Source organism: Thiobacter sp. AK1 (genome assembly GCF_039822265.1).
In the GTDB taxonomy this organism is placed as follows: Bacteria; Pseudomonadota; Gammaproteobacteria; order Burkholderiales; family Thiobacteraceae; genus Thiobacter; species Thiobacter aerophilum.
In genome coordinates this window covers 1-25,943 of sequence record NZ_JBAJEX010000010.1, presented here as the reverse complement: position 1 = coordinate 25,943, position 25,943 = coordinate 1, and the positions used below count along the sequence as shown (strand labels likewise).

Below are 25,943 nucleotides of genomic sequence, written 5' to 3'. Positions count from 1 at the left end.
GATGACGGCAAAGCCGTTATCCTCACTCAGGCACACCCCTCGCCCAGCCGGTTGACTGCTGCGGCTGATCGCCTTTCGCGCGTCTCGCTCGCCCGAATGCGCCTGTCACAAAAGTGACATAATCCACCGCACGCCGCCCATTAAAATCGGGCGCTTTCGGTGTTTTCCCATGCACGCTCCCCTAGGTCCGGAATTGTTCCTCAACCGCGAGCTGTCTCAGCTTGCCTTCAACCGCCGTGTACTGGCGTTGGCGGAAGACGATGCCACGCCCCTGCTCGAGCGGCTGCGCTTTCTTTGCATCGTCTCCAGCAATCTGGACGAGTTCTTCGAGATTCGAGTGGCCGGACTGAAGCAACAGATCGCCTGGGGCGGTGTGCCCGGCCCGGACGGTCTGCCCGCGCGTGAGGTGTACCGGCGCGTCGCCGTCGAAGCCCACGCCCTGATTGCTCGCCAGTACCAGCTCTTGAACGAGGCCATCCTGCCGGCCTTGGCCCAGGCGGGCATCCGCTTTCTGCGCCGCACCCACTGGAATGCCGCCCAGGCAGAATGGGTGCGCCACTATTTCATCGAGCAGGTCATGCCGGTGCTGACACCCATCGGCCTGGACCCGGCCCATCCGTTTCCTCGTGTCCTCAACAAGTCCCTCAATTTCGCCGTCGAACTGGAAGGACGCGATGCCTTCGGGCGCAGCTCCGGCACCGCCATCGTACAGGCGCCGCGGGTGCTGCCGCGCGTGATCCGCATGCCTACCGATATCGCCGGCTGCGATTACGGCTTCGTGTTCCTCTCTTCTATCCTGCACGCCCACGTGGGCGAGCTGTTCGCGGGCATGACGGTGAAGGGTTGCTATCAGTTTCGCGTCACGCGCAACAGCGATTTATTTGTGGACGAGGAAGAAATCACCAATCTACGGGAAGCGCTGCAGGGTGAACTGCCCCATCGCCAGTTCGGTGACGCAGTGCGTCTTGAAGTGGCGGACAACTGCCCGGAAGAAATGGCCCGCTTCCTGCTCTCCCAGTTCCGCCTCGAGTACGAGGATCTCTATCAAGTGCACGGACCGGTGAATCTGGTCCGGCTGATGCAAGTGCCCGATTGGGTGGACCGCCCCGATCTCAAGTACCCGCCCTTCGTGCCGGGGCTGCCGGCCGCACTGGCGCAGGCCCAGGACGAGGACCTGTTCGCGGTGATCCAACGCGGTGACCTGCTGCTGCACCATCCATACCAATCCTTCAATCCGGTGATCGAATTCATCCGGCAAGCGGCGCGCGATCCAGACGTGCTCTCCATCCGCCAAACCGTTTATCGCACCGGCACCGATTCCGAGATCATGGAGGCGCTGATCGACGCCGCGCGTCGAGGCAAAGAGGTGACGGTGGTCGTGGAGCTGCTCGCCCGTTTCGATGAGGAGGCCAACATCAATTGGGCGGAAAAATTGGAAGAAGCGGGTGCCCACGTGGTGTATGGCGTGGTGGGCTACAAGACCCACGCCAAGATGGCGCTGGTGGTGCGTCGGGAAGGAAGTACACTGCGCCGGTACTGCCATCTCGGTACCGGCAATTATCATCCGCGCACCACCAAGCTCTACACCGATCTGGGGTTGATCACCGCCCATGAGGGCATCTGCGCCGATGTGGCGCACATCTTCGTGCAGCTCACGGGACTGGGCCGCGCGGGCCATCTCACCCATCTCTGGCAGGCGCCTTTCACCCTAGCAGCCAATCTCCGTGCGGCCATCGCCCGCGAGGCGGAACATGCCCGCGCCGGCCGCCGGGCACGCATCGTGGCCAAGATGAACGCACTCACGGAACCTCAGGTGATCGAGGCCCTGTACGCGGCTTCCCAAGCAGGGGTGGAGATCGATCTCATAGTCCGCGGTGTGTGTGCCCTCCGGCCGCGCCTGCCGGGTGTGTCCGAACGCATCCGGGTGCGCTCGGTGGTGGGACGTTTCCTGGAGCACACGCGCATCTTTTGGTTCCACAACGGCGGTGCGAACGATGTCTATTTGGCGAGCGCCGACTGGATGCATCGCAACCTGTTCCGGCGCATCGAAGTGGCCTTCCCGGTGCTTGACCGGCGACTCAAACGGCGCGTGATCCAAGAAGGCCTGCTGCCCTATCTCAAGGACAATGTCCAGGCCTGGGACATGCGCCCCGACGGCGAATATCACCGGCGCGCCCCGCGGCGCGGAAAGATCTACTGCGCCCAAAGCGTGCTGCTGGCCAAGCTCGGGCGCAGTGCTTGGGAAGGCGCCGAGGCGGATGGCTGAGGAAACCGAACTCAAGTTGCGGGTCACGCCAGCCGATGCGCCCCGCCTGCAAGCCGCCCTCACGCGCCTGGCTCAGACGCCACCGGTGATGCGGCATCTGCTGAGCCTATACTTCGACACGCCCGGCCTCGATCTCCTACGCCAGGGCTGGGCCCTGCGCGTGCGGCGCGTGGGCAGGCATTGGCTGCAGACCCTCAAGGGTGGCGGTGGCGTGGTTGCGGGCCTGCACCAGCGGCAAGAATTCGAATGCCGCCTGCCGCGCCCGCAGCCTGACCCAACACCCGTCGTCGCCTTGCTGCCCGGCTTCGCGCCGGATGGGCTCACGTCCGTGTTCCGCGCCGACTTTCGCCGCCGCCTCTGGCAGTTTCGCTATCGCGGCGCCCAAGTGGAAGCCGCGTTCGATCGCGGTCGCATCGTCTGCGGTGACGAGGAGCTCGCCCTGCTGGAGCTGGAACTGGAGTTGCGCAGCGGCCCGGTGGTGGCGCTCTACGATCTCGCCCTCGAACTTGCCCAGGATTGCTCTCTTGCGCCCGAGCCACGCTCCAAGGCGGAGCGGGGCTATGCCCTGTTCCAGGGCCGCGTCCTGGAGCCGGCCAAGGCGCAGCCCGTGCGTCTTCGCAGCGAGACGAGCGTCGAAGACGCCTTCGTGCTGCTGGCCAACCAGTGTCTCGAGCAGATCGAGCGCAACCAGGCGGGCGTGCTGGAAACGGCGGATGCGGAATTCCTGCACCAGATGCGCGTCGGACTACGCCGCCTGCGGGCTCTGTTCAGTCTGTTCCGTCCCGTCCTGGGCAAGGCCACCCTCGAGCCCTGGCGCGAGCCGCTGGCCCGGCTCGCCGCGGTAGTGGGCGCGGCCCGGGATTGGGATGTGCTGGAAGAAGAGCTGTTGCCCCAATTTAGCCAGGCCCTTGCCGGCAACGTGACACTGGCGGAGCTTTCCAGGCGCATTCGCCGGCGGCGACGCTCGGCGTGGCAACAGGCGCGCAAGGCGGTCGCCTCGCCCCAATACGGGCAGTTGACGCTGGGCCTGGGCCGCTGGCTCGCCAACCGCGACTGGCGCGCTACAGACGATGCCGACCAACGGGCTCGGCTCGACACTTGGCTGCGTGCCCAGGCCGCGAGCTGGCTCAATGCGCGGCATAAAAAACTCCTCAAGCGGGGCCGTCACCTTGGCCGGCTGGACGATGGCGCGCGCCATGCCTTGCGCATCCAGGTCAAGAAAATGCGCTATGCGGCAGAATTCCTGGGTAGCCTGTTTCCCGAGGCAGCCGTGCGCCCCTATGTCAAACGGCTGGCGGCCCTACAAGCCACACTTGGTCGGCTCAACGACCTCATCACGGCTGTCGCCCACGTGGAAGCGCTATGTGGGCGTGCGCGAACCGGCCACTGCCGGGAGGACGCCGCCCTCTTTACTGACTGGGCCGGCACCACCCGGGCGCAAGCCCTCGCTGCGCTGCCCAGGGAATGGAAACGCCTGCGCCACTGCCCACCCTTCTGGAAGGGCTGACGGCGTGTTCGAATCGGCCAAGACCGGCCATCGCCTTGCCCACGGCTCCACGCCACGCCTGTAACCGGTTTATGCCAGGGCGCGCTTGCCTATACTGAACCATCACCAAGACTCGAAGGCACACGCAATGCGACTGGAGGTGTTGGGCGCGAGTGGCGGCATCGGCGGCGACTGCCGGACCACGGCCCTGCGCGTAGATGACGATCTGCTGCTGGACTGCGGCACTGGCGTGGGCGATCTGCCCCTGTCCGCGCTAGTGGCCATCGACCACGTGTTGCTGTCCCACGCCCATCTCGATCACGTGGCCCTGCTACCCATGCTGGCGGATGTCCGTGTGGGTCGGCGCACCGAGCCGCTTGCCGTGTATGCCCTGCCAGAAACCCTGGCAGCGGTGCGCGAGTGCCTGTTCAACGGCCGCCTCTGGCCCGACTATACCTCGCCCGCCATGCCCTACGTGCATCTGCGACCGGTGGCCTATGGCTGCCCCATCGAGCTCGATGGCCGACGCTTCACGCCCTTACCGGTGCGCCATGCGGTGCCCGCCGCCGCTTGGCGGCTCGACAGCGGCAGCGCAAGCCTCGTCTTCTCGGGCGACACCACCTACAGCGAGGCTTTCTGGAACGAACTCGCCGCCATTCCCAACCTGCGCCACCTGATCATCGAAACCACCTTCCTCAATGACAACGAAGACGGCTGCGAAGCCTCCGGTCACACCAACGCGCGCCGCCTGGCACGCGGTCTGGCGCGGCTTGCGCGCCCGGTCGTGGTTCACGTCACCCACATGGAACCGGGGCGCGAGGCGGATATCTGGGCCGAAGTGCTCACCGCCTGCGCCGGCTTCGCGCCACGGCGGCTGGAACGCGGACAGGTGATCACGTTCTGAGCGACCAAGGCCGTACCCTGCGTGGTATCACCTGCCGATCCCTCGAGCAATGTATGCGGGGCGGCGACCGTCCCTGCCAGAATACGGCCTGATGGCAGGTCTGATGGCATGATTTCCGCGCGCCCGATCTGGTGTCTGGATGCTCACCGCGACGAGGTGCGGCCTAAAGCCGCATCGTCGGCTGCGCTCTGTATAAATCACCGTCGGCGTCGAGTTTGGAACGGCATGGTCTGCCTCACTCCCAAGCCGTGACCCGGGCGCCATGAACACCGCCAACTATACGTCCGGCTTGCTAGATTTTCGCTTTAGCGTCATGGCAAGAGGTGATGCATCAGGCCTGCGTACGCGGACATTGTCCAAACCGTGCACGCAGTTGCTCGAGGGCGCGGCTGTAGCGCATCTTGGTGGCGGATAGGCCAAGCGCCATGACTTGGGCGATCTCGCTAAAATCCAAGCCCACGAGCAGGCGTAGCAGGATCAGCATGCGATCGTCGGGCGGTAATGCTTGCAGCAGTCGATCGGCATCGAGACGCGCCTCGGTTGCCGCATGCGCATCGCGTGGATCGGGCACGCCCTGCAAGGCATCGTCAGGCGCTGCGACCGCCGGCGCCACAGCGGCACGGCGCTGATGATCGATACACAAATTGGCGGTGAGTCGCCACAGCCAGGTTGTGAACGCCGCTTGGCCACGAAACCGGGGTAACTCAAAGAACACCTTGAGCATTACCTCCTGCGTCAAGTCTTCGGCATCGGCCGGATCTCGCGCAAAGCGCAGGGCGACCGCGCGAATGCGTCCGCCATGCCTACGCATCAGCGTTTCATAGGCGCCGGTGCGATACGGAAGCTCAGTGCGGGCCTGGTTAACGAGCTCGCTATCGCTTAAGCCCTCCATGGCGGCGGAACGCTTCGTCAACGCTGCCGGATAAATTCGTCCTCGCTCAAGCGCGAGTTAGCTACAGCAAGCTCGCGCCCGTCGTCCAGCACCAGTAGCGTCTTGATTGTGCCCACTTCGCGTACCGTGGCGGCCCTGCCGTTCCACTCGATGCGGTCGCCTTCCTTGAGCAGGTCGCGCAGATAAACACCGCTGACGATCTCACCCGACAACGCGCGCGTGCCCAATCCCAGCGACAACGCCACCGCCACACCCATGGCCGCCAGCAGCACGCCGATCACTTCCTGCAGCAGCACGATGCGGATGTCGAGCTGATCGACGGCCATCAGCACCACCAGCGCGGTCAGCACCCCCATCGTCAGGCGTGCCAGTGTCGGCGCGTACTCCACGCCGGCATTGTCCGCTGCGCGACGCACGAGCCCGGAGAGCCAGCTTGCCACCATCAGCCCCAGCACCAGCACGGCCACCGCAGCGACGAACTTGGGCAAAAACAACATCACCTGGGCCACGGCTTGCCCGGCCGCTGTAAGCCCAAGACTATCGGCAGCGGAAATGGCAAAAGCCAGCAACACGAAGGCGAAGACGAGACCGCCCACCACGGCGGACAGCGGCCGCTCCATACCCCATTGCCGTGTAAATTCAATGAGGCCCGAGCCTTCGGCCAGCCGGTCCACGCCTACGCGGGCAAGCACGCGGCGGACCACATTGCCGGCGATCTTGCCGAGCACATAACCTGCGAGCAGTAGGATCAGCGCACCGACTAGATTGGGTGCGAGCGCTGCCAAGCGCTGGTAGAGGACCAACAGCGGGTCCAGCATCCAGTTGAGGGTTTGGTTCATCGTGTCCATGGGTTTCTCCTTTCGTGGTTGAAGATCAGGGGTGTCGGCTAGGCGGCACGAGCCGGTGCAGGCGCACCGCCGCCGGTGCCAGCAGCCGCGCCAACGCGAGCCAGATGCGGCCGAGAATCAGCGCCAACACATTGCGCGCGGCCACGCACCGGCGGGCACGGCGCAGCAGGTGTTCCATATCGATGGACGACTCAGGTTCGGTGCGCGCCAGGTTATGGGCAAGCGCTGCTTCAAAAGGATCGGTAGGCGTTTCCATGCTGTGTGTTAGCGAGTCGTGGCAATAGCGCATTAGACGAATGCCGCGACGCAAAAGTCACAGGGGCGATGGATCGGGAATTGCAAGGCTCTTGCCGCGTTCGTCACTGACGCTTGTCAGACGTGGGGCGCTTTTCCTGGCCACGATTCCTTGGCGTTTCGCTTGGGTGGAAATGAGTAGATGGGCCGTGGCGCCGCCCCGGCGTGGTGAGTGGTTTTTCCTTGAGGGCGTCAGACGCGGCCCGTGTTTGGGCAGACATACGAACGTCCGCGACAGCATACGTGTGGCCACCGTCCCGCAACGGTGGGCACACAATACTTTGAAGCCATTCGTCTTGGCCGCCCTTGGGTCAACGCGCCGGAAAACGTCGTGCTGATGTCAGTCGCGATCGGCATCGCGTGCCGTGCGCCGCCGAGCCCACCGCCGCTCAACCAGGTGGACGGCCAGCACCAGCAGTACTAGCGCTAGCGCCGCCCAGTGTTCCACCCGTGCGAGATCGCCCAGATGCCGGACGAGGACATCGCCAAACAGCCAACCGGCGCCGGCAATTGCGGGCGCCCACAGCATCGCGGAAAGCCCGTTGAGAAGCAGGAAGCGGCCATGGGGAAGGCCACTCATGCCCATGGCCACCGGCAAAGCGATGCGCAACCCCCAGGCGAAGCGCATGAACAGGACGCTGCGCGCCGGATGGCGTTCGATCAGGCGGAGCGCCCGCCGTATTGCCGTCGTTTGCTTCGGCCAGCGCGCAAGGAATGTGCGCCCGTGACGGCGTCCCAGCCAGAACCAAAACTGGTCGCCCAGGACCGCGCCCAGCCAGGCCACCGCGACCACCTGTGCAAAATCGAGATAGCCGCGATGGGCCGCAAAGCCAGCGAGAACCAACACGGTCTCGCCTTCCAGCAGGCTGCCGAGCAGAACCGCCAGCAAGCCCCAGCGGCTGATGAGCAGGGCCACATCCATGCCAGCACTCTAACAGCAGGAAGCGCCTCGGAGTCAGGTGCCGCAGAAAGTGCGGAAGTGGGACATGAATTCCGCCGGGGCGGGTTCGGCGCAATGGGCGTAGGCGGGGTTTTCGTCGAAGGGGTGGCGAACGGCCTGGAGCAGGCGCTCGAAGGGTCCCAGATCTCCCTTCTCGGCAGCGGCCAGCGCCTCTTCCACCCGGTGATTGCGGGGAATGATCCAGGGATTCATTCGCCGCATGCGCGCTGCGCGCTCTCGAGCGGCCTGGATGGCGTTGCGACCCGCATCTTCGGCAGCGCAGCGGGCGTGCCAGTGTTCAAGCCACTGCTTAAGCGCCGGCTGGCCGGCAAACAGCGTCCGCAGCCGGCTATCGTCGCCTTGCGCAGCATCGGCCAGGTAACGAAACGCCAAAGTGTAGTCCACGCGCTGCGCCTCAAGCAGATCAAGCCAGCGCTCGCCAAGCAGACGGTCGCCCGGCGCATCGCTTGCCAGCCCGAGCTTGGCACGCAGACCGGCGCGCCAATGCTGCTCGTAGCGCGCCACGAAACTGTCGATCACCTCGTTCGCCCGCGCCACGGCCTGACCTTCGTCGTCACTGATGAGGGGCAGCAAGGTCTCGGCGAAACGGGCGAGATTCCAACGCGCGATGGACGGCTGCGCCTGGTACGCATACCGTCCCCCGTGGTCGATGGAGCTGAACACCGCCTGGGGATCGTAGGCCTCCATGAAGGCGCAAGGGCCGTAGTCGATGGTCTCGCCGGAGATCGCCATGTTGTCCGTGTTCATCACCCCGTGAATGAAGCCCACATGCATCCACTGGGCGATGAGCGCCGCTTGGCGCTCGGCAACGGCGGTAAGCAGCGCCAGGTAACGATCCTCGCGCGCGGCGAGTTCAGGATAGTGACGGCAGATGGCATAGTCCGCCAGCCGCCGCACGTGCTCCGGTGTGCCATGGGCCCAGAAATACTGGAACGTGCCCACGCGGATATGGCTGGCCGCCACGCGGGTGAGCACCGCCCCCGGTAAAATGCGTTCGCGATAGACCGGCTCGCCGGTGGCCACCACGGCGAGCGCACGGGTGGTGGGAATGCCCAGGGCATGCATCGCCTCACCCACCAGCGCCTCGCGCAGCATGGGACCGAGCGCGGCCTTGCCGTCGCCGCGGCGGGAAAACGGTGTGGGACCGGAACCTTTAAAGGCAATGTCGCGCCGGCGCCCATGACGGTCGATCACTTCGCCCAGAAGCAATGCGCGTCCATCGCCCAGTTGCGGTGAGAAATGACCAAACTGATGCCCGGCGTAGGCCTGCGCGATGGGCTGTGCGCCCGCCGGCAATTGATTGCCGGCGAACAGCGCTGCGAGTTCCTCGCGTGGTGCCGCTGCGAGATCGAGCCCGAGCTCCGCGGCCAGGGCATGGTTGAGGAAAACCAGCACCGGCTGCGGCACGCGCTCCGGCTGCCAGGACACACAAAAATCAGGCAGCTCGCGGGCGTAGCTGTTGTCGAAGGGGAAGGCGATCATGGCGCCAGTCACAGGATGAGTTTGGCCAGAGTAAGCTCGCCGGCCGCAAATTTCCACCCCATGAGCGGCAGGGATACGGGTGCCAACTGCGCGTTCCCTGGGCGCACGCCGCCCCTGGCGGCTATTCCCCGCGCACCCCGTCCGGCTCGAGGCCTCGGCCCGACATCCCGGCTGGGCAGCGTCCGCTTGAAACAGCAGAAACCCACCCCGATCTCGGTAGCGGAACACGCGAACATCCAACGACAAGGCATGCGGCGCCGGCCCTCTTGCCCCCGACAAAAAGGAAAATCCACCATGATCAAGATCAAGATGCATTTCGACGGCATTCCCGAACAGCAGGCCCACTGGCAAGCCATGTTGGCGCCCCTGCTCGACAAACACCTGGAGCCGCTGCTCGCAAGTCACGGCATGCACGAGGCGATACTGCATGCGACCCTGTCACGCCTGAAGCGGCGGGACCACCATTACACCGTGCGGTTCCACATGCACCTACCCGGTCGCAAGATCGTCGCCGCCAATGGCGAGGGCGAGGACGCCCACAGCGCCACCGCTGCCGCCGTCGAACGCCTATTGCGCGAAACGAAGAGGCATTTTGCACATCTACATCACCAGGACGAATACAAGCGCCGGGCTCGGCGGGAACGATTGCATGCCCTGAAGGAACAGATTGCCGCGCTCGCCCCAGAAGCGCTGTCCCAAGCCGAAACAGGCATCGCAGTCTTGCTACCCCGCTTGGAAGAAATCGCGCGCCGGGAGTTGGCGTATCTGCGAGCGGTGGGCGATTTGCCCGCCGACTATCCGACGCTGCGTGACGTGGTGGACGAAACCATCGCCAGCGTGAAAGCAGCCTGGCAGCCCGGCAAGGACCAGCAGGCGGTATTCCGGCAGCTACTCAAGCAGCTATTCAAGATCATCGATCGCGAGGTCGCGGCAAGCCGCCAGTTCGGTGAAACCGTGTCACTCGACGCTTTAGTGACGCCGGATGCAAAGGACCAGGCGGAAGCGATGGTGCAGGAAGAGTTCTACGAGTATTACCAGCCCGACGACACTGTCAACGTCGCCGACGTCATTGCCGCCGAAGAAGCCGAAGCCGCTCTGCCCGATGCGAGCGCGGAACGTGAGCAGGCATGGATCGTGGATGTCATCAAGGATCTGCCCATTGCCTGGCGGCGGGCACTTTTGCTAGGCGAGCTCGAATGTCTGCCCACTTCGGACATCGGGGAAATTCTCGATATCAGCGAGGAGAGCGTGGCGCGTCAGCTCGATCAGGCCATAAACTTCGTCCAAGCGCGGCTCGCCGATGCCGGCATGGTCGAGGTCCAGGCCTCGGCGCGCGAGGCCATCCGCCGGTTGCTGCGCCGCCCCAGTTGACGCGACCCACCAAGCACTTGACGGCCCATGCTCGGGCCAAAAGCCGCGAGAGCGGGAATCCGAAATATTCCTGGCCATTTTCCTGGGTGTCCGCTTGCACGGGGACGGTCCAAAGATGTCACCTACTTGCGTGACCCTCAATAATCGCTCCACAGTGGGGTGGGCGTTTTTCGTGCAGACTAGAGCAAGGCATTCCCGCTAGCATGACCACCATGACCCAGAACCCTCCGCCGTGGCATGCCCTCGACGGGGAAGCCGTCCTTGTCCGTCTCGACGCACGCCGTGAAGGACTGACCAGCGAAGAAGCCGCGCGACGTCGGGCTCGCTTCGGTGTCAATGCCTTGCCTGCGCCGCGACAGCGCGGGCCCCTCATGCGTTTCCTGCTCCAATTCCACGACCTGCTGATCTACGTGCTGCTTGCCTCGGCGGGGGTGACCGCGTTCATGGGGCACTGGGTGGACACCGGTGTGATCCTGGGTGTGGTGGTGATCAATGCGTTGATCGGCTTCATCCAGGAAGGCAAGGCAAAGGCCGCACTCGAGGCTATCCGCGGCCTGCTCTCGCCCCGTGCCCAGGTACTGCGCGACGGCCGGCGCCAGGAAGTGGACGCAGCCGAGCTGGTGCCGGGGGACATCATCTTCCTTGCTGCCGGTGACCGCGTGCCCGCGGATGTGCGGCTGTTGTCGGTCAAGGGGCTGCGGGTGGACGAGGCGCTTCTCACCGGTGAATCCATGCCGGTGGACAAGCAGGTGGCGGCCGTAGGGGCCGATGCGCCGCTCATTGATCGCAGCACCATGGCTTGGTCCGGCACCTTGGTGACCTCGGGGCAGGGCATGGGGGTGGTGGTGGCAACAGGCGCCTTAAGCGAAATCGGTCGCATCAGCGAACTGCTCGCCGACGTGGCCCCACTGGAAACACCCTTATTGCGCCGCATGGCGCAATTCGGGCGCTGGCTTACCGTACTCATCCTAACCATCGCCGGTGCCACCTTTGCCTACGGTACGCTGCTTAAGGGTTTCTCCGCTTCCGAAATGTTCCTCGTGGCCGTGGGGCTGGCGGTGGCGGCCATTCCCGAGGGCCTGCCTGCCATCATCACCATTACCTTGGCCGTCGGCGTGCAGGCCATGGCTAAGCGCAATGCCATCGTGCGCCGCCTGCCCGCCGTGGAGGCCCTGGGGGCGGTGACGGTAATCGTATCCGACAAGACCGGAACACTTACCCGCAACGAAATGACCGTGCAGGTTCTGCTCACCGCCGAACGCTCGCTCGAAGTGACGGGGGTAGGCTACGCGCCGGAAGGGTGCTTCCAAGCCGATGGCAAGGAGGTGTTGCCAGAGGCCGAGCCCCTGCTCATCGAAGTCGCGCGCCTGTCTGCCCTGTGCAATGACGCGAGCCTGCACCGGGAAGGCGACGAATGGCGGCTGTCGGGCGATCCTACCGAAGGGGCGCTGCTCACCCTGGCCATGAAGGTGGGACTCGATCCCGGCTTCGAAGCCGAAGCCTGGCCACGCACCGATGTGATTCCCTTCGAGTCCGAACACCGCTTCATGGCCACGCTGCATCATGACCACGCAGGCCACGGCGTGATCTACCTGAAAGGTGCGCCGGAACGCATTCTCGCTTTATGCCACTGGCAGTGGACGCCCACCGGCCCACGTCCCCTCGATGCGCAGCGCTGGCACAGTGCAATGGCACGCGTCGCGGCGCGCGGCATGCGGCTTCTGGCCCTGGCCATGAAGCCGGCTGCGCCGGGCCAGCGGGAACTCCGTTTCCAGGACGTGGAAGACGGTGGGTTCACCCTGCTCGCGGTTGCCGGTCTCACCGATCCTCCTCGGGAAGAAGCGCGCCGGGCCGTGGCCGCCTGCCTGGCTGCGGGCATTCGCGTCTCAATGATCACCGGCGATCACGCCCTCACTGCCCGCGCCATCGGCAATCAGTTGGGGCTGCGCCCCGATGGGGAAGTGCGTGTGCTGGCGGGAAGCGAAATCGATGCCCTGGACGATGCCGGCTTGCGCCAGACGGTGCGCGAGACGGAGGTATTCGCCCGCGCCAGCCCCGAACACAAGCTGCGCCTGGTGCAAGCCTTCCAGGCCAACGGCGAGGTGGTGGCCATGACCGGCGATGGCGTCAACGATGCGCCTGCGCTCAAACGAGCCGACGTGGGCGTGGCCATGGGCCGCAAGGGGACGGAGGCGGCCAAGGAAGCGGCCGAAATCGTGCTGGCCGACGACAACTTCGCCACCATCGCGTCGGCAGTCGAAGAAGGCCGCACCATCTACGACAACATTCGCAAGGCCATCGTCTTCATCCTACCCACCAATGGCGGGCAGGCAGGGGTGCTGGTGGCGGCGGTGCTCCTTGGGCTCGACGTGCTGCCCATCACGCCGGTGCAAATCCTGTGGGTGAACATGGTCACTTCGGTGACCCTGGCGCTCGCCCTGGCCTTCGAGCCGGCAGAGCCCGACATTATGCAGCGTCCGCCGCGAAACCCGCGTGAACCCGTGCTCTCGACCTTCATGCTGTGGCGGGTGGCGTTCGTGTCCGTGCTGCTGGTGGGCGCCAGCCTGGGATTGTTCCTCTGGGAGTTGGCCCGCGCCACCCCCGTGGAAGTGGCACGCACCGCGGCGGTGAACCTGCTCATGGTGGGCGAGGCGTTCTATCTCCTCAACTGCCGCCGTCTGTTGCGTCCCGTCCCCCCTTGGCAGGCCTTCACCGGCAACCGCTGGATAGCAGTTAGCGTCGGCGTGCTGCTGCTGCTCCAACTCGCTTTCACCTATGCGCCAGTGATGCAGCGCCTGTTCCACACCGCGCCCTTGGATGTCCCGGCCTGGAGCCGAATCCTGCTCTTTGGTCTCGCTGTGCTTGTGCTGGTGGAGCTGGAAAAGAAGGTGGTGCGCCTGGGAAGCCAACTCAAGGCTTTGATGAAAAAGCGGTAAAATTAGTTGCTTCGCGGCATCACGCCGTTTTTGTGCGCGCCATGCAGCTTTTCGCTTTCGGCATCAACCACCAGACGGCACCGCTGGCCATCCGCGAGCAGGTGGCGTTTCCCTCCGACCGGCTCGAGCCAGCCTTGCACGACCTGGCCTCGCGCCGGGCGGTGAAAGAGGCGGCCATCCTTTCCACCTGCAACCGCACGGAAATCTATTGCAACACCGAGGCGCCAGAACAGGCGATCGACTGGCTTTCCGAATTCCACCACCTGCCGCGCGCAAGCCTCGATCCCTATCTCTATACCCTCCCCCAGGAGCGCGCGGTGAAACACGCTTTCCGAGTGGCGAGCGGGCTCGATTCCATGGTGTTGGGGGAAGCCCAGATCCTGGGCCAGATGAAGCAGGCGGTTCGCACGGCGGAGGCTGCAGGCACCCTGGGCACTTTGCTGCACAAGCTGTTCCAGCGCACTTTCGCAGTGGCAAAGGAAGTGCGCTCCACCACTGAGATCGGCGCGAACTCCATCTCGATGGCAGCGGCCGCGGTCCGACTGGCGGAGCGCATCTTTCCCAGCATCGCCGAGCAAGCGGTGCTGTTCATCGGCGCCGGTGAGATGATCGAGCTGTGTCTGGATCACTTCGGGGCACGGCATCCGCGCCGGATCACCATTGCCAACCGCAGCGTGGAACGCGCCCAACTGCTCGCCCGGCGCTGCAACGGCGCCACCCTCACCCTCAATGAGTTGCCGGAGGCCCTACATCACTACGACATCGTGGTGAGTTCTACCGCGAGCCCCCTGCCCATCCTGGGCAAGGGCATGGTGGAACGGGCCATCAAACAGCGCCGCCACCGCCCCATGTTCTTGGTGGATCTAGCCGTGCCACGCGACATCGAGCCGGAGGTGGGCGAGCTGCCGGACGTGTTTCTCTACACCGTGGACGATCTCGCCCACATCGTGCAGGAGGGCGTAGGGAGCCGGCGCGCGGCGGCCGAGCAGGCGGAGGCCATCATCGAAAGCCGCGTGCAAAGCTTCATGGAGTGGGTCAAGAGTCGCGAACTGGTGCCCACCATCCGCGCCCTGCGCGATCACGGCGAGCGCTTCCGCCGCCAGGAAGTGGAGCGGGCGCTCAAGCACTTGGCGCGCGGCGACGATCCGGCGATGGTGCTGGAGCATCTATCCCGCGCCCTCACCAACAAGCTCCTGCACGGTCCCACCGATGCCTTGCATCACGTCCGCCCGGAAGAGCGGGAGGCGCTTGAAAACTGGCTGCGCCGCCTCTACCACTTGCATTCCGAATGAAACCCGCCCTGCTCGCCCGCCTGCGCCAGCTCTCCAGCCGGCTGGAGGAACTGAACCAACTGCTGAGCGCCGAGGACGTCACCTCGGACCTGGAGCAGTATCGCCGGCTCGCGCGGGAGCACGCCGAAATCGCGCCCGTGGTGGAGCTATTCCGCGCCTACGAGCGCACCCTGCAGGACCAGTCAACAGCGCGGGACATGCTCCATGATCCAGACATGAAGGCCTTCGCCGAAGCCGAGCTAGCAGAAGCCGAAGCGCGGCTCGCGGAACTGGAACTGGAACTCAGAAAAGCCCTCCTGCCCCGCGACCCCAACGACGAGCGCAACGTGTTCCTGGAAATCCGCGCGGGAACGGGTGGCGACGAGTCGGCGCTGTTCGCCGGCGACTTGTTTCGCATGTATGCCCGCTACGCGGAGCGCCAGGGCTGGAAGGTGGAGGTCCTCTCCCATAGCGATGGCGAGGTGGGCGGCTACAAGGAAATCATCGCTCGCGTGAGCGGCCCCGGCGCCTATTCCAGGCTCAAATTCGAATCCGGCGGCCATCGCGTGCAGCGCGTGCCGGAGACCGAAACCCAGGGGCGCATCCACACCTCCGCCTGTACCGTGGCCGTGCTGCCGGAGGCGGACGAAATCGGCGACGTGGATCTCAACCCCGCGGAGCTCAAGATCGATACCTTCCGCGCCTCCGGTGCCGGCGGACAGCACGTGAACAAGACCGACTCGGCGGTGCGCATCACCCACTTGCCTACCGGCATCGTCGTGGAGTGCCAAGACGATCGCTCCCAACACCGCAACAAGGCCCAAGCCCTGGCCATCCTCGCCGCGCGCATCAAGGACATGCGGCTAAGAGAGCAGCAGGCTCGGCAGGCCGCCACCCGCAAATCGCTCATCGGCAGCGGCGATCGCTCCGAGCGCATCCGCACCTATAACTTTCCCCAGGGACGGGTCACCGATCATCGCATCAATCTCACCCTCTATAAGCTGCCACAAATCCTGGAGGGCGACCTGGACGATCTCATCCAGGCCCTGCAGAGCCAGCACCAGGCCGACCAACTGGCCAGCCTGGGCGAAGCGGCCTGATGGCCCCCACCCTAGACGAGGTGCTGGCCGCGGCGCGCGCCGCGCTCGCCGAAAGCCTTGCCCTCGATGGACGCAGCGCCAGTCTCGAAGCGCAGCTTCTCCTCGCACACGCCCTGGGACGCCCGCGCGCCTGGCTCCTCGCCCATGGCCGGGACAAGCTGCACGCACAAGCCGACCGCTTCGAGACTCTGCTTGCACGCCGCCTCGCGGGCGAGCCCATGGCCTACATCCTGGGGCGGCGAGAATTCTACGGGCTCGATCTCTTGGTCACACCCGCGGTGCTGATCCCCCGACCGGAAACGGAACTACTAGTGGAGCTAGCGCTTGCTCACATCCCAGACTCCGCGCCCTGGCTAGTTCTCGATCTGGGCACAGGTAGCGGCGCGGTCGCACTGGCCATTGCTCGGCATCGACCCGCAACCCGGGTATGCGCCGTGGAACGGGCACCCGACGCCTTGGCGGTGGCCAGGGACAACGCCCGGCGGCTCGGGCTTAATCGGGTTCAGTTCCTGGAAGGGGCATGGTTCGCCGCCCTCGAGCCGGGCGCGCGCTTTCAACTCATCGTCGCCAATCCGCCCTACGTGGCCCAGGACGACCCCCACCTCGCCCAGGGGGATGTGCGCTTCGAGCCGCGGGATGCCCTGGTTGCGGGCGCGGACGGCCTCGAGGCCCTGCGCGATATCATCGCCGGCGCGCCGCAGCACCTCCTTCCCGGTGCTTGGCTGCTCCTGGAACATGGCTGGGATCAAGGGGCCGCCTGCCGGACGCTGCTCACCCAAGCCGGCTTCGAGGCCGTCGCCAGCCATCGGGATCTGGCCGGCCAGGAGCGAGTGAGCGGCGGACGCCTCCCCTGAGTGTCGAAAAACTTTACATCGCGGCGCAGCCGGGGCGCGAGAGCATGCTCGCCGAGCCCACAACGCCTTGTCGTGAAAAGATTTCCAGACCGGCACTAAAAATGGCGTAATTCTTGCTTGTCCGACTCCAGCATGGTCCGTCACGGTTCGATGCCGGAAACCGGGCCCAAGGAGCGATTCATGGCAGAACAGGAAAGAACCCCCCACGGACTCCCAGGCCACACGGCCACACCGGTCGACCCAAGCCGGCGACGCTTCACCGGTGCAGGGCTGGCGGGCTCCGGGATCATCCTCACTCTGGTGAGCCATCCCGTGCTGGGTCACAGCGGCGGCAATCAGTGCACCCGCTCGGCCATCCTCTCGGGCAACCTCTCCAACCAACAGGGCGACACCCAGTGCGGGTGCAGCCCGGGTTACTGGGGCCAACACCCGGAAATTTGGGGCAAGCTCACCGACGATCTTTACCTCCCCAGCATGGTGTTCAACACCGTGTTTGGTCGCAACGTGTTCAACAATAACGCGACGCTGGGGGAGGTGGCCCAACAGTCCCACAATCTCGACCTGGTTTCCATCCCCAACACCTGCAACATGCAGGGCTACTACGCCAAGGTGCGCAACGCCTCCTTCCATGCGGTGGCCGCGCTGCTCAATGCCGCCACCTTCGCCTGGCGCTACCTGCCCCTCTACGACACGCCCCAAAAGGTGATCAACGCCTATCAGGCCGCCTTCGATGCCGCCACCCGGGATTGCGGCGCAGCCCTGGACCAGCTCAAGAGTGAGTGGGACCAGTACAGCCGCCTCTACTGCGGCTATGACGCCCACGGCAACCATCGGTGAACCATGACCGACGTACGCTGGCGGGTGAACCCCACCCACCGGGTGCGCCTGACGCCGTGGGAAGATGGCTACACCGCGTTCCACGGCGCCAGTGGCGATACCCACCTGCTTGACCCGTTCACCGGCCAGGTCCTATCCTGCCTGCTGGATCACGCCATGGACCTGGACGAACTGGCGCGCGCGCTCGTCGACCGTCCCGTGGCAGAATTGGCGAGCGAAGAGCGAGAGGCATTGGAGAGGGCGCTCGCCGCCCTGGCGCGTGCGCATCTCGCCGAAGCCGAAAAGCTTTCTTGAACCTGCGCGAGCTTCCTCTGGAGGACATCCGCCATCGGCTCGCCGGCCCCGGCCTGTGCCTGCGCACCGGTCCTTTCACGGTGCGCATACGCAGCCGGATTTCGGCGGTGGTGGACAGCCTCACCCTGCTTTATGCCGACCATCCCGTGCTGGCGGACGAGGTCTTCTGTGATTTCCACGTCCGCTTGTTGCGGCCGCTGGGGCTGCGCCGCTGGTGGCGGCCGCAGGTCAAGTTTGCGTTCGACGATTTCGTGCCCTTCAAGCCCCTGCCCTACGATCACGCCTTCCCCATGCTGGAATGGGGACTCAACTGGAGCGTGGCCCAGCACGCCCATTGGTATCTCGTCGTGCACGCGGCGGTGATCGAGCAGAAAGGACGCGCCGCCATCCTGCCGGCGCCACCGGGATCGGGCAAGAGCACCCTCACCGCCGCCCTGGTGCAACGGGGCTGGCGCCTGCTATCTGACGAGCTTACCCTGATCGACCCGGAAACCGGCCTGGTGCACGCCCTGGCGCGACCCGTGAGCTTGAAGAACACGTCGCTGCCTCTCCTGCGCGCTTGGGCGCCAGAGGCCGTGTTCGGCCCGCCTGCCCATGACACCCTGAAGGGCACGGTTGCCCACATGAAGCCACCCCAAGAAAGCGTCGCGCGCATGGAAGAGCCGGCGCACCCCGCCTGGGTGATCTTCCCCCGCTATGTCCCAGACTCGGCGCCCCGGCTCACCCCCCACCCCCGGGCTCATGCCTTGCTGGAACTCGCCCACAACGCCTTCAACTACAGCGCGCTGGGAAGCTGCGGGTACGACACGCTGGCGCGCCTAATCGCAACGGTTGAGTGTTTCGATTTCACCTACAGCCGACTGGAAGATGCTCTGAACATCTTCACCCGTCTCGCCGATGGCCCCTGACCTGCTATTGCGCCTATTGACCACCCCTGCCATGGCGCCTGCCCTCTCGGCTGCCCAGTGGGATCTCGCCCTGCGCCAAGCGCGCCGCGCAGGTCTCATGGCACGGCTTGCCCTGGTCGTGCAGGAAGCCGGCGTGCCCGTGCCGGCGCAGGCGCAACGCCATCTGGCAGGGGCGCTCACGGTGTGCAAGCGCTTGCAAGAGGCCTTGGCCTGGGAGCTCGCGCGCATCCGCGCCGCCCTCGCCGACACGGGTGCCCCCGCGGTGCTGCTCAAAGGCGCGGCCTACGCCGCCGCCGGCCTACCTGTCGCCGCCGGCCGACTCTTTGGGGACGTGGATCTCCTGGTGCCACGGGAACATCTGGCGGTCGTGGAAGCAGCCCTCCTGGAACACGGTTGGGCGCCCATGAAACTCGATCCCTACGACCAACGCTATTACCGGCAATGGATGCACGAGATCCCGCCCCTGGAGCACACCCGGCGCCAAACGGTGATCGACGTGCACCACAACATCCTGCCCCGCACCGCGCGCCACCGCCCTGACCCCTCGCTCATCCTGGACTTGGTGCGCCCAGCCCTCCAGGCCCCGGGCTTTTTCGTGCCCGCCCCAGTCGATTTGGTGATCCATTGCGCCACCCACCTGTTTTACGAGGGGGAAACGGATCGGGCGCTGCGCGACCTGCTAGACTTTGATGGGCTGCTGCGCCACTTCGGCCCCGAGCCCGGCTTCTGGGACACACTCGTGCCCCGCGCCCAGGCCCTGGACCTGGCCCGACCGCTCTACTACGGCCTACGCTACGCCCGGCGCGTGTTGGGCACCCCGATTCCCGGGGAAGTCGCCCAAGCCGCGGCCACGGCCGCGCCCGCCTGGCCCGTCACGCTCGCCATGGACTGGCTCGCCCAAGAGGGCTTCCGCCCGAAACATCCCAGTTGTCGTGGCCCCTTCACGGGGCTTGCGCATTTCATCCTCTACCTGCGCGGCCACTGGCTGCGCATGCCCTTACGGCTGTTGCTGCCCCATCTGCTACGCAAGGCGCTGCCGCGCCGGGCACCCCGCCCGGTTGACAGGGCGGCAATACTTTAGTAACTTGCTCGGGAATTATCCATTCGCTGGAGGTGAAGATGAGCATCCAAGACGTGATCCGTGAACAGATCGATAGCCACCCCGTGGTGCTGTACATGAAGGGCACGCCCCAGTTTCCCCAGTGCGGTTTTTCTGCCAATGCGGTGAACTTGCTGCGTGCCTGCGGCGTGAAGGATTTCTTTTCCGTGAACGTGCTGGCGGACCCAGCCATTCGCCAGGGCATCAAGGATTTCTCCAACTGGCCTACCATTCCCCAGCTCTACGTGCGGGGGCAATTCATAGGCGGCTCCGACATCATGACGGAGATGTACCAGAAGGGCGAGCTACAAAAGCTTCTGCAAGAACTGGCCGCCGCGTAGGCCGGCTCATCCCAACAGCACCAGCCCCCACACCATGGGCACGTTGACTAGCGCGAGGAACACCGCCGCGCTGCCCATGTCCTTGGCCCGCTTGGCGAGGGGATGATCCTCGGTGGACACTCGGTCCACCACCGCCTCCACGGCGGAATTGATTAGCTCGACGACCAGCACCAGAAGCACCGAGCCGATCATCAGGGCGTGGCCCGTGCCGCTCGCCGGCAAAAACAGGCTCGTGGGGATGAGCAGCGCCGCCAGCACGAGCTCCTGACGGAAGGCATGCTCGTGGCGCAGTGCCGCCCGCAAGCCGGCGAGAGAATAGAACAAGGCCCGTCCGATGCGTGCCAGCCCGCTTTTACTCTTGTGGGGCGATTCCATCAGGCGGCCGGCTTGTACACCAGATCCAGCTCCCGCGCCGCGCGCACGTCATCGAGACGCCGCACCGGCGTGGTGTAGGGCGCGCCCTTCACCCGTTCCGGATCGAGGTGGGCCTCTTCGACGATTTCCTTGAGTGCGGCCACGAAGGCATCCAGCGTCTCTTTGGATTCCGTTTCCGTGGGTTCGATCAGCAGGCACTCCGGCACCAGCAGGGGAAAGTAGGTGGTGGGCGCGTAAAAACCCTTGTCGAGCAGCCGCTTGGCCACGTCCATGGCAGTCACCCCGGTTTGTTCCTTGAGAGCTTTCAGGGTGATGATGAATTCGTGGCTGGCGCGGCGCATGGGGTAGGCGAGTTCGAAGCCGGCCTTCTTCAGTTCGGCCATCAGATAGTTGGCGTTCAGGGTGGCATATTCGGCGACGCGATGCATGCCCTCGCGCCCCAGCATGCGCGCATAGACCCAAGCCCGCAGCAGCACGCCGGCGTTGCCCATGTGCGCTGACAGGCGGCCGATGCTCTGGGGACGATCGCGTTCGGTGAGCCAGCGATACACGCCCCGCTCCTCGTGCACGATGGGCACGGGCAGGAAGGGCAGCAACCGCTCCGACACGCCCACCGGCCCGGCGCCGGGCCCACCGCCGCCATGGGGCGTGGAGAAGGTCTTGTGCAGATTCATGTGGATCACGTCGAAACCCATGTCGCCCGGGCGCACGCGACCCAGGATGGCGTTGAGGTTCGCGCCATCGTAGTAGAGCAGCCCCCCCGCCTCATGGACGATGCGCGCAATCTCGACGATGTTGCGCTCGAACACGCCCAAAGTGGAAGGATTGGTGAGCATCAGGCCCGCGGTATGCGGCCCCACTGCGGCACGCAGGGCGTCAAGATGCACGTCGCCGTTGCGATCGGTGGGAATCTCCTTCACTGTGTAACCACACATCACCGCCGTGGCCGGGTTGGTGCCGTGGGCCGCATCGGGCACCAGCATCTCCCGCCGGGCGGTGTCGCCGCGGGAAAGATGATAGGCACGGATCATGGCCACGCCCGCGAATTCCCCCTGAGCCCCCGCCATGGGGGCAAGACTCACACCGGCCATGCCGGTGACATCCTTGAGGATCTCCTGCAATTCGAACAAACAGGCGAGAAATCCCTGCCCGGTGGCCGCCGCCGCCTGGGGATGGCGCGCAAGGAACTGGGGCAGCATGGCCAGGCCATTGCACGCCCGTGGGTTGTATTTCATGGTACAGGAACCCAGGGGATAGAAATGGGTGTCGATGGAGAAATTCTTTTGCGACAGGCGCGTGTAGTGGCGCACCACGTCCAGTTCCGAGCATTCCGGCAGTAGCGGCGCATCCTGGCGCAGAAACTCGACCGGCAGGTCCAGCGCCGGCAGGGTGGCAGGCATCTGGGCCGTCGCACGGCGGCCCGGGCGGGAGCGTTCGAATATCAGCATGGGAAAGACTCTTTTCCGGCGCCCGCGGCAGCTAGATTGCGCCTCGTTTAGCGCATGGCCTGGGGGGCGGCGACGAACGATTCATTTCAGCGCGGCGAGGGCCGCATCGTAATCCGGCTCCTGGGTGATTTCCGGCACCAGTTGCGAATAGAGCACGGTGTCGTTTTCGTCGGCCACGATCACCGCGCGCGCCATGAGGCCGGCCAGAGGATAGTCCGTGATCATCACCCCGTAGTCCTTGGCGAAATCCCGGCCACGCATGGAAGACAGGGTGATCACGTTGGCAATCCCCTCGGCGCCGCAAAAGCGCGCCTGGGCGAAAGGCAGGTCGGCGGAAATCACCAGCACCACGGTATTGGGTAACCCCGCGGCCTTCTCGTTGAACACACGCGTGCTCTGCGCACACACCGGCGTGTCCAGGCTGGGCACGATGGACAAGACCTTGCGCTTGCCAGCGAACTTGGCCAGGGAGACGTCATTGAGATCCTTGTCCACCAGCATGAAGCTATGCAGCTTCTCGCCGGGCTGCGGGAAATGGCCACTCACGTGCAAGGGCGTGCCTTCCAGGGTGACGGTGCTCATGTTGCCTCCTTTCTTGGCTCAAGGTATCAGAGCTTGGGTTGGATGGGACAGGGTGGCGCACTTTGCTGTCGGCCCAGGATGCGCGCCAGGTGTTCCGCGTAGCGCGCGATGTCCGCTTCCGTGCGGGTTTCGGTGGCGCACACCAGGAGTGCGTGACCCAGTTCCGGGTAGTGGGGCGTGAGATCGAAACCACCGACGATGCCCTGGGCTTCCAACCCGTAGAGCACGCCCGCCACTGGGGTGGCCAGTTGCAGCACCACTTCGTGGAAGAAGGGGCGGCCAAACAGCCGGCGCACGCCTGGAATGGCAGTGAGCGCCTCGATGAGCCGTTGCGTGTTGGCATGACAGGTGGCGGCCACGCGTTTGAGTCCTTCCGGGCCCAGCAGGGCAAGATAAATCGTCGCCGCGGTCACCAGCAGGCCCTGGTTGGTGCAGATGTTGGACGTGGCTTTCGCGCGCCGAATGTGCTGCTCGCGCGCCTGCAGCGTGAGGGTGAAGCCAGGTTGGCCGTCCAGGTCCACCGTGCGGCCGATGATGCGGCCCGGCATCTGCCGCACCAGGGCCTGACGGCAGCACATGAAGCCGAAATAGGGCCCGCCCGAGGATAACGGCGCACCCAGCGGCTGGCCATCACCGACGGCGATGTCGGCCCCCTTCTGTCCCCACTGGCCCGGCGGCTTGAGCAGGGCAAGGGCGGTGGGATTGACGAGGGCGATAGCCAAGGCGCCACGGGCATGGGCCGCGTCGGTGAGCTCATCCACGGCCTCCAGACAGCCGAAGAAATTGGGCTGGGGAATCACTACCGCCGCCAACTCGCCCTCGGGTAGGCAGCCCGGATCGGTGATGCCTTGGCTGGGATCGAATTCCACCTCCAAAAGCTCGATGTCCTGGGGCGTGACTAGGGTCTGCACCACCCGCCGGTAGAACGGGTGCACGGTGCGCGGTAAGGCCACGCGGCGTGCACTCTTGTGTGCGCGCACGGCCATCAGCACCGCTTCCGCCAGCGCGGAGGCCCCGTCGTACAGGCTGGCATTGGAAACATCCAGCGCGGTGAGCGAGGCCATCATGGTCTGGTATTCGTACAGCACCTGCAGCGTGCCCTGGCTCGCCTCGGCCTGATAGGGCGTGTAGGCGGAATAGAATTCGCCGCGGGTGACGATCTGCCACACGGCGGCGGGGATGTGGTGCTCGTAGGCGCCCGCGCCGATGAAGTTGAGGTAAAAGCCGTCGCGTTCCGCGCGCGCCTGGGCCAGTCGCGCCACTTCCATTTCGGTGAGCCCCTCGGGCACACGTTCAAGGCGTTTGCTGGCTAGCCCCGGCGGGATTTCGTCGAACAGCTCGTCAATGGAGGCGACGCCGATGCTGGCCAGCATCGCACGCACATCGTCTTCGGTGTGGGGAATGAAAGGCATGCGAAGTTCCCGATTCGATCGTCCGCCGTGATGGACGCGGCCGTGCGCAGCGAGCCGCGCCCGCTGCGCGGCCGCGAATGCCATCAGTGCGACTCGCTCTCCACCAGCGCCGCATAGGCCGCGGCATCGAGCAGGCCATCGAGCTGCGCGGGCTCACTGGGCCGGATGCGGAACATCCACGCGCCGTACGGGTCCTGGTTAAGCTTTTCCGGGCTGGCAGCGACATCTTCGTTCACCGCCACCACCTCGCCAGACACGGGGGCATACACGTCGGAGGCGGCCTTGACCGATTCCACCACCGCGCATTCCTCGCCGGCGGCGAGCTTGCGTCCCACGGCGGGATTTTCCACAAAGACCATGTCACCCAGCAAATCCTGGGCATGATGCGTGATGCCCACGCTGACGGTGCCGTCCACCTCTCGGCGCACCCATTCGTGGGTCTTGGTGTATTTCAAGTCGGAGGGAATGCTCATCAAGGTTCCTTCAGTCGATCAGACTCTTGCCATTGCGCACGAAGGGATATTTCACCACCTTTGCCGCCAACAACTTGTCTCGAACCGCCACCTGCACCTGGTCGTCCACTTCCACCTGCACCGGCAGGCGCGCCAGGGCGATGGAACGGTTAAGGGTGGGCGCGAAGCTGCCGCTGGTGGTCTCGCCCTCGCCGTGGGCGGTGATCACGCGCTGGTGCGCCCGTAACACGCCTCGGTCCAGAAGCACCACGCCGTAGAGGTTGCGCGTGACGTGGCTTTCCTCCAAGGCATGCTTGCCAACGAAGTCGCGCGGGCTCTTGAGATCCACGGTCCACGCCAGACCGGATTCCAGGGGTGTAGTGGTCTCGTCCATGTCCTGGCCGTAGAGATTCATGCCCGCCTCCAGGCGCAGGGTATCCCGCGCCCCCAAGCCGACTGGCGCGACGCCAAGCTGATTTAGCAGCCACCAGAAATCCTCGATCTCGCCCGCCGGTAGAATGATTTCGAAACCATCCTCACCGGTATAGCCGGTGCGGCCCACGAACCAGCCATCCAACGCCACCGCCTGGAAGGGTTTGAGCGACTCGGTGGCCGCGCGCAACTCGGGGCGCGCCAGCCATACGCGCGCCCGCGCATTGGGGCCCTGCACGGCCAGGATGGCGAGGTCGCGCCGGGGCACCACCGTCACGCTCGTGGCATGCGCATCCCGCTGGGCTTGGATCCAGGCGAGATCCTTGTCCGCGGTGCCAGCATTGACCACCATGCGGAACCAGTCCTCGGACAGGTAATAGACGATGAGATCGTCCAGCACGCCCCCCTGCTCGTTGAGCATGCAGGAATACATGGCCTTGCCCGGGAGCTGCAGGCGGTCCACGTTGTTGGCGAGGAGATAACGCAGAAAATCGCGGCTGCCCACGCCATGGAAGTCGATGGCCAGCATGTGGGAGACGTCGAACATACCCACGTCACGGCGCACCTTGTGGTGTTCCTCGACCTGAGAACCATAATGCAGGGGCATCTCCCAGCCGGAGAAATCCACCATCTTGGCGCCGAGGGCGCGGTGTGCGGCGTTGAGTGCGGTCGTTTTCAGCATGAGTTTTCGTCCGGCTACCGCGGGCACGGAAGCCGCCGGCCTGATGGATTCACGCGCGGTGACGGGACGGGGCAAGTGCGATTACGCCCGGCAGACCGAACGTCCCGGTCAACTTCACCCCTCTGTCCCGGTACCTGAGAGATTGCGGCGAATGCCGCGTGCCCCTTCGGTGGACGGCTCGAACCGACCGTCGCTCTCCAGAGTTGCCTGAACACCTGGTCCGTTTGCCTGAGCGGTTATGGGTGCTTGCGCCTTCGGCGGCACGACTGGCGTGCGCTCTCCCAAGTGTTCAAATGGCAGAGTGGCACTATACCGTAGCCCCCGACGCTGCTCAAGCTCATGTATGAGTCCACCACCTTTGGCACTCGGGTTGGTGTTGGAGGAGGAAGGATAGAGGGGTTTGTTGGCCGAGTCGA

24 protein-coding genes and 2 riboswitches are annotated in these 25,943 nt (G+C 65.2%); of the genes, 13 read left to right on the top strand and 11 right to left on the bottom strand.

All coding sequences use genetic code 11. From position 1 onward, the window contains the following. Positions 1 to 169: 169 nt before the first annotated feature. The 3 genes from ppk1 to V6E02_RS10970 all read left to right on the top strand — a co-directional run bounded on the left by ppk1 (position 170) and on the right by V6E02_RS10970 (position 4,656). Positions 170 to 2,266: a polyphosphate kinase 1 gene (ppk1, locus tag V6E02_RS10980; RefSeq protein ID WP_347308846.1), complete on the top strand. Its 2,097-nt coding sequence runs from the start codon at positions 170 to 172 to the stop codon at positions 2,264 to 2,266. Continuing rightward, on the top strand, positions 2,259 to 3,773 hold the full coding sequence (locus tag V6E02_RS10975; RefSeq protein WP_347308845.1) for a CYTH and CHAD domain-containing protein: 1,515 nt from the start codon (positions 2,259 to 2,261) through the stop codon (positions 3,771 to 3,773). The genes ppk1 and V6E02_RS10975 overlap by 8 nt, the downstream gene beginning before the upstream one ends. A 127-nt stretch (positions 3,774 to 3,900) precedes the next feature. After that, a complete protein-coding gene (locus V6E02_RS10970) occupies positions 3,901 to 4,656 on the top strand; it encodes a 3',5'-cyclic-nucleotide phosphodiesterase (RefSeq protein ID WP_347308844.1) in 756 nt (251 codons plus the stop codon). Between the two features lie 331 nt (positions 4,657 to 4,987). On the opposite strand, the gene V6E02_RS10965 is transcribed toward V6E02_RS10970, so the two are convergent. The 5 genes from V6E02_RS10965 to V6E02_RS10945 form a co-directional block, all read right to left on the bottom strand. Continuing rightward, entirely contained in the window at positions 4,988 to 5,548 is a 561-nt protein-coding gene (locus V6E02_RS10965; protein ID WP_347308897.1) for a sigma-70 family RNA polymerase sigma factor, read from the bottom strand. Positions 5,549 to 5,565: 17 nt separating this feature from the next. Then, complete coding sequence (locus tag V6E02_RS10960) at positions 5,566 to 6,396, bottom strand: mechanosensitive ion channel family protein (protein WP_347308843.1); 831 nt, start codon at positions 6,394 to 6,396, stop codon at positions 5,566 to 5,568. A gap of 25 nt (positions 6,397 to 6,421) precedes the next feature. Further along, positions 6,422 to 6,652, bottom strand: a complete 231-nt coding sequence (locus V6E02_RS10955; protein ID WP_347308842.1) for a hypothetical protein — start codon at positions 6,650 to 6,652, stop codon at positions 6,422 to 6,424. A 378-nt stretch (positions 6,653 to 7,030) separates the two neighbouring features. Continuing rightward, positions 7,031 to 7,612 carry a DedA family protein gene (locus tag V6E02_RS10950; protein ID WP_347308841.1) on the bottom strand — a complete coding sequence of 194 codons (582 nt, stop codon included), beginning with the start codon at positions 7,610 to 7,612 and terminating at the stop codon, positions 7,031 to 7,033. 33 nt (positions 7,613 to 7,645) lie between these two features. Then, complete coding sequence (locus V6E02_RS10945; RefSeq protein WP_347308840.1) at positions 7,646 to 9,133, bottom strand: protein adenylyltransferase SelO; 1,488 nt, start codon at positions 9,131 to 9,133, stop codon at positions 7,646 to 7,648. 294 nt (positions 9,134 to 9,427) lie between these two features. On the opposite strand from V6E02_RS10945, the gene V6E02_RS10940 reads away from it, so the two are divergent. From V6E02_RS10940 to grxD, 10 genes are all read left to right on the top strand, one after another. Then, complete coding sequence (locus V6E02_RS10940) at positions 9,428 to 10,504, top strand: hypothetical protein (protein WP_347308839.1); 1,077 nt, start codon at positions 9,428 to 9,430, stop codon at positions 10,502 to 10,504. A 212-nt stretch (positions 10,505 to 10,716) separates the two neighbouring features. Beyond that, complete coding sequence (locus tag V6E02_RS10935) at positions 10,717 to 13,440, top strand: cation-transporting P-type ATPase (RefSeq protein WP_347308838.1); 2,724 nt, start codon at positions 10,717 to 10,719, stop codon at positions 13,438 to 13,440. Between the two features lie 41 nt (positions 13,441 to 13,481). Beyond that, complete coding sequence (gene hemA, locus V6E02_RS10930) at positions 13,482 to 14,732, top strand: glutamyl-tRNA reductase (RefSeq protein ID WP_347308837.1); 1,251 nt, start codon at positions 13,482 to 13,484, stop codon at positions 14,730 to 14,732. Continuing rightward, positions 14,729 to 15,811: a peptide chain release factor 1 gene (gene prfA / locus V6E02_RS10925; protein WP_347308836.1), complete on the top strand. Its 1,083-nt coding sequence runs from the start codon at positions 14,729 to 14,731 to the stop codon at positions 15,809 to 15,811. The genes hemA and prfA overlap by 4 nt, the downstream gene beginning before the upstream one ends. Further along, positions 15,811 to 16,665 carry a peptide chain release factor N(5)-glutamine methyltransferase gene (gene prmC, locus V6E02_RS10920; protein ID WP_347308835.1) on the top strand — a complete coding sequence of 285 codons (855 nt, stop codon included), beginning with the start codon at positions 15,811 to 15,813 and terminating at the stop codon, positions 16,663 to 16,665. The genes prfA and prmC overlap by 1 nt, the downstream gene beginning before the upstream one ends. 180 nt (positions 16,666 to 16,845) lie before the next feature. Then, positions 16,846 to 17,502 (top strand): hypothetical protein, encoded by a 657-nt coding sequence (locus V6E02_RS10915; protein ID WP_347308834.1) that lies wholly within the window; start codon positions 16,846 to 16,848, stop codon positions 17,500 to 17,502. Between the two features lie 3 nt (positions 17,503 to 17,505). Beyond that, entirely contained in the window at positions 17,506 to 17,796 is a 291-nt protein-coding gene (locus tag V6E02_RS10910; protein WP_347308833.1) for an HPr-rel-A system PqqD family peptide chaperone, read from the top strand. After that, the gene (locus V6E02_RS10905; protein ID WP_347308832.1) at positions 17,793 to 18,704 is read left to right on the top strand and encodes an HprK-related kinase A; all 912 of its coding nucleotides are present in this window, start codon (positions 17,793 to 17,795) and stop codon (positions 18,702 to 18,704) included. The genes V6E02_RS10910 and V6E02_RS10905 overlap by 4 nt, the downstream gene beginning before the upstream one ends. Then, positions 18,694 to 19,785 carry a nucleotidyltransferase domain-containing protein gene (locus V6E02_RS10900; RefSeq protein ID WP_347308831.1) on the top strand — a complete coding sequence of 364 codons (1,092 nt, stop codon included), beginning with the start codon at positions 18,694 to 18,696 and terminating at the stop codon, positions 19,783 to 19,785. The genes V6E02_RS10905 and V6E02_RS10900 overlap by 11 nt, the downstream gene beginning before the upstream one ends. Positions 19,786 to 19,823: 38 nt before the next feature. Then, positions 19,824 to 20,144, top strand: coding sequence for a Grx4 family monothiol glutaredoxin (gene grxD / locus V6E02_RS10895; protein ID WP_347308830.1), 321 nt, complete (start codon positions 19,824 to 19,826; stop codon positions 20,142 to 20,144). A 6-nt stretch (positions 20,145 to 20,150) separates the two neighbouring features. Here grxD and V6E02_RS10890 read toward each other — a convergent pair whose 3' ends face one another. The 6 genes from V6E02_RS10890 to gcvT all read right to left on the bottom strand — a co-directional run bounded on the left by V6E02_RS10890 (position 20,151) and on the right by gcvT (position 25,527). After that, positions 20,151 to 20,519, bottom strand: coding sequence for a diacylglycerol kinase (locus V6E02_RS10890; protein WP_347308829.1), 369 nt, complete (start codon positions 20,517 to 20,519; stop codon positions 20,151 to 20,153). After that, a complete protein-coding gene (gcvPB, locus tag V6E02_RS10885) occupies positions 20,519 to 21,967 on the bottom strand; it encodes an aminomethyl-transferring glycine dehydrogenase subunit GcvPB (RefSeq protein WP_347308828.1) in 1,449 nt (482 codons plus the stop codon). Before gcvPB ends, V6E02_RS10890 begins: the two co-directional genes overlap by 1 nt. Positions 21,968 to 22,048: 81 nt before the next feature. Then, positions 22,049 to 22,549, bottom strand: a complete 501-nt coding sequence (gene tpx, locus V6E02_RS10880; RefSeq protein ID WP_347308827.1) for a thiol peroxidase — start codon at positions 22,547 to 22,549, stop codon at positions 22,049 to 22,051. Positions 22,550 to 22,575: 26 nt separating this feature from the next. Then, a complete protein-coding gene (gcvPA, locus tag V6E02_RS10875) occupies positions 22,576 to 24,045 on the bottom strand; it encodes an aminomethyl-transferring glycine dehydrogenase subunit GcvPA (protein ID WP_347308826.1) in 1,470 nt (489 codons plus the stop codon). Beyond that, positions 24,045 to 24,437, bottom strand: a complete 393-nt coding sequence (gene gcvH, locus V6E02_RS10870; RefSeq protein ID WP_347308825.1) for a glycine cleavage system protein GcvH — start codon at positions 24,435 to 24,437, stop codon at positions 24,045 to 24,047. Before gcvH ends, gcvPA begins: the two co-directional genes overlap by 1 nt. Before the next feature lie 7 nt (positions 24,438 to 24,444). Next, complete coding sequence (gene gcvT, locus V6E02_RS10865) at positions 24,445 to 25,527, bottom strand: glycine cleavage system aminomethyltransferase GcvT (protein ID WP_347308824.1); 1,083 nt, start codon at positions 25,525 to 25,527, stop codon at positions 24,445 to 24,447. A gap of 112 nt (positions 25,528 to 25,639) precedes the next feature. Then, a riboswitch (glycine riboswitch) is annotated at positions 25,640 to 25,733 on the bottom strand. Next, a riboswitch (glycine riboswitch) is annotated at positions 25,734 to 25,821 on the bottom strand. Between the last annotated feature and the right edge of the window lie 122 nt (positions 25,822 to 25,943).

What these genes read in the sequence shown, in the direction of transcription:
- gcvPA (WP_347308826.1), bottom strand. Translation starts at nt 24,045, where the DNA reads ATGGCATTCGCGGCCGCGCAGCGGGCGCGGCTCGCTGCGCACGGCCGC.
- V6E02_RS10945 (WP_347308840.1), bottom strand. Translation starts at nt 9,133, where the DNA reads ATGATCGCCTTCCCCTTCGACAACAGCTACGCCCGCGAGCTGCCTGAT.
- V6E02_RS10955 (WP_347308842.1), bottom strand. Translation starts at nt 6,652, where the DNA reads ATGGAAACGCCTACCGATCCTTTTGAAGCAGCGCTTGCCCATAACCTG.
- hemA (WP_347308837.1), top strand. Translation starts at nt 13,482, where the DNA reads ATGCAGCTTTTCGCTTTCGGCATCAACCACCAGACGGCACCGCTGGCC.
- grxD (WP_347308830.1), top strand. Translation starts at nt 19,824, where the DNA reads ATGAGCATCCAAGACGTGATCCGTGAACAGATCGATAGCCACCCCGTG.
- V6E02_RS10970 (WP_347308844.1), top strand. Translation starts at nt 3,901, where the DNA reads ATGCGACTGGAGGTGTTGGGCGCGAGTGGCGGCATCGGCGGCGACTGC.
- prmC (WP_347308835.1), top strand. Translation starts at nt 15,811, where the DNA reads ATGGCCCCCACCCTAGACGAGGTGCTGGCCGCGGCGCGCGCCGCGCTC.
- V6E02_RS10935 (WP_347308838.1), top strand. Translation starts at nt 10,717, where the DNA reads ATGACCCAGAACCCTCCGCCGTGGCATGCCCTCGACGGGGAAGCCGTC.
- prfA (WP_347308836.1), top strand. Translation starts at nt 14,729, where the DNA reads ATGAAACCCGCCCTGCTCGCCCGCCTGCGCCAGCTCTCCAGCCGGCTG.
- V6E02_RS10960 (WP_347308843.1), bottom strand. Translation starts at nt 6,396, where the DNA reads ATGGACACGATGAACCAAACCCTCAACTGGATGCTGGACCCGCTGTTG.
- V6E02_RS10940 (WP_347308839.1), top strand. Translation starts at nt 9,428, where the DNA reads ATGATCAAGATCAAGATGCATTTCGACGGCATTCCCGAACAGCAGGCC.
- tpx (WP_347308827.1), bottom strand. Translation starts at nt 22,549, where the DNA reads ATGAGCACCGTCACCCTGGAAGGCACGCCCTTGCACGTGAGTGGCCAT.
- V6E02_RS10900 (WP_347308831.1), top strand. Translation starts at nt 18,694, where the DNA reads ATGGCCCCTGACCTGCTATTGCGCCTATTGACCACCCCTGCCATGGCG.
- V6E02_RS10890 (WP_347308829.1), bottom strand. Translation starts at nt 20,519, where the DNA reads ATGGAATCGCCCCACAAGAGTAAAAGCGGGCTGGCACGCATCGGACGG.
- V6E02_RS10915 (WP_347308834.1), top strand. Translation starts at nt 16,846, where the DNA reads ATGGCAGAACAGGAAAGAACCCCCCACGGACTCCCAGGCCACACGGCC.
- gcvT (WP_347308824.1), bottom strand. Translation starts at nt 25,527, where the DNA reads ATGCTGAAAACGACCGCACTCAACGCCGCACACCGCGCCCTCGGCGCC.
- V6E02_RS10950 (WP_347308841.1), bottom strand. Translation starts at nt 7,612, where the DNA reads ATGGATGTGGCCCTGCTCATCAGCCGCTGGGGCTTGCTGGCGGTTCTG.
- ppk1 (WP_347308846.1), top strand. Translation starts at nt 170, where the DNA reads ATGCACGCTCCCCTAGGTCCGGAATTGTTCCTCAACCGCGAGCTGTCT.
- V6E02_RS10975 (WP_347308845.1), top strand. Translation starts at nt 2,259, where the DNA reads ATGGCTGAGGAAACCGAACTCAAGTTGCGGGTCACGCCAGCCGATGCG.
- gcvPB (WP_347308828.1), bottom strand. Translation starts at nt 21,967, where the DNA reads ATGCTGATATTCGAACGCTCCCGCCCGGGCCGCCGTGCGACGGCCCAG.
- V6E02_RS10965 (WP_347308897.1), bottom strand. Translation starts at nt 5,548, where the DNA reads ATGGAGGGCTTAAGCGATAGCGAGCTCGTTAACCAGGCCCGCACTGAG.
- V6E02_RS10910 (WP_347308833.1), top strand. Translation starts at nt 17,506, where the DNA reads ATGACCGACGTACGCTGGCGGGTGAACCCCACCCACCGGGTGCGCCTG.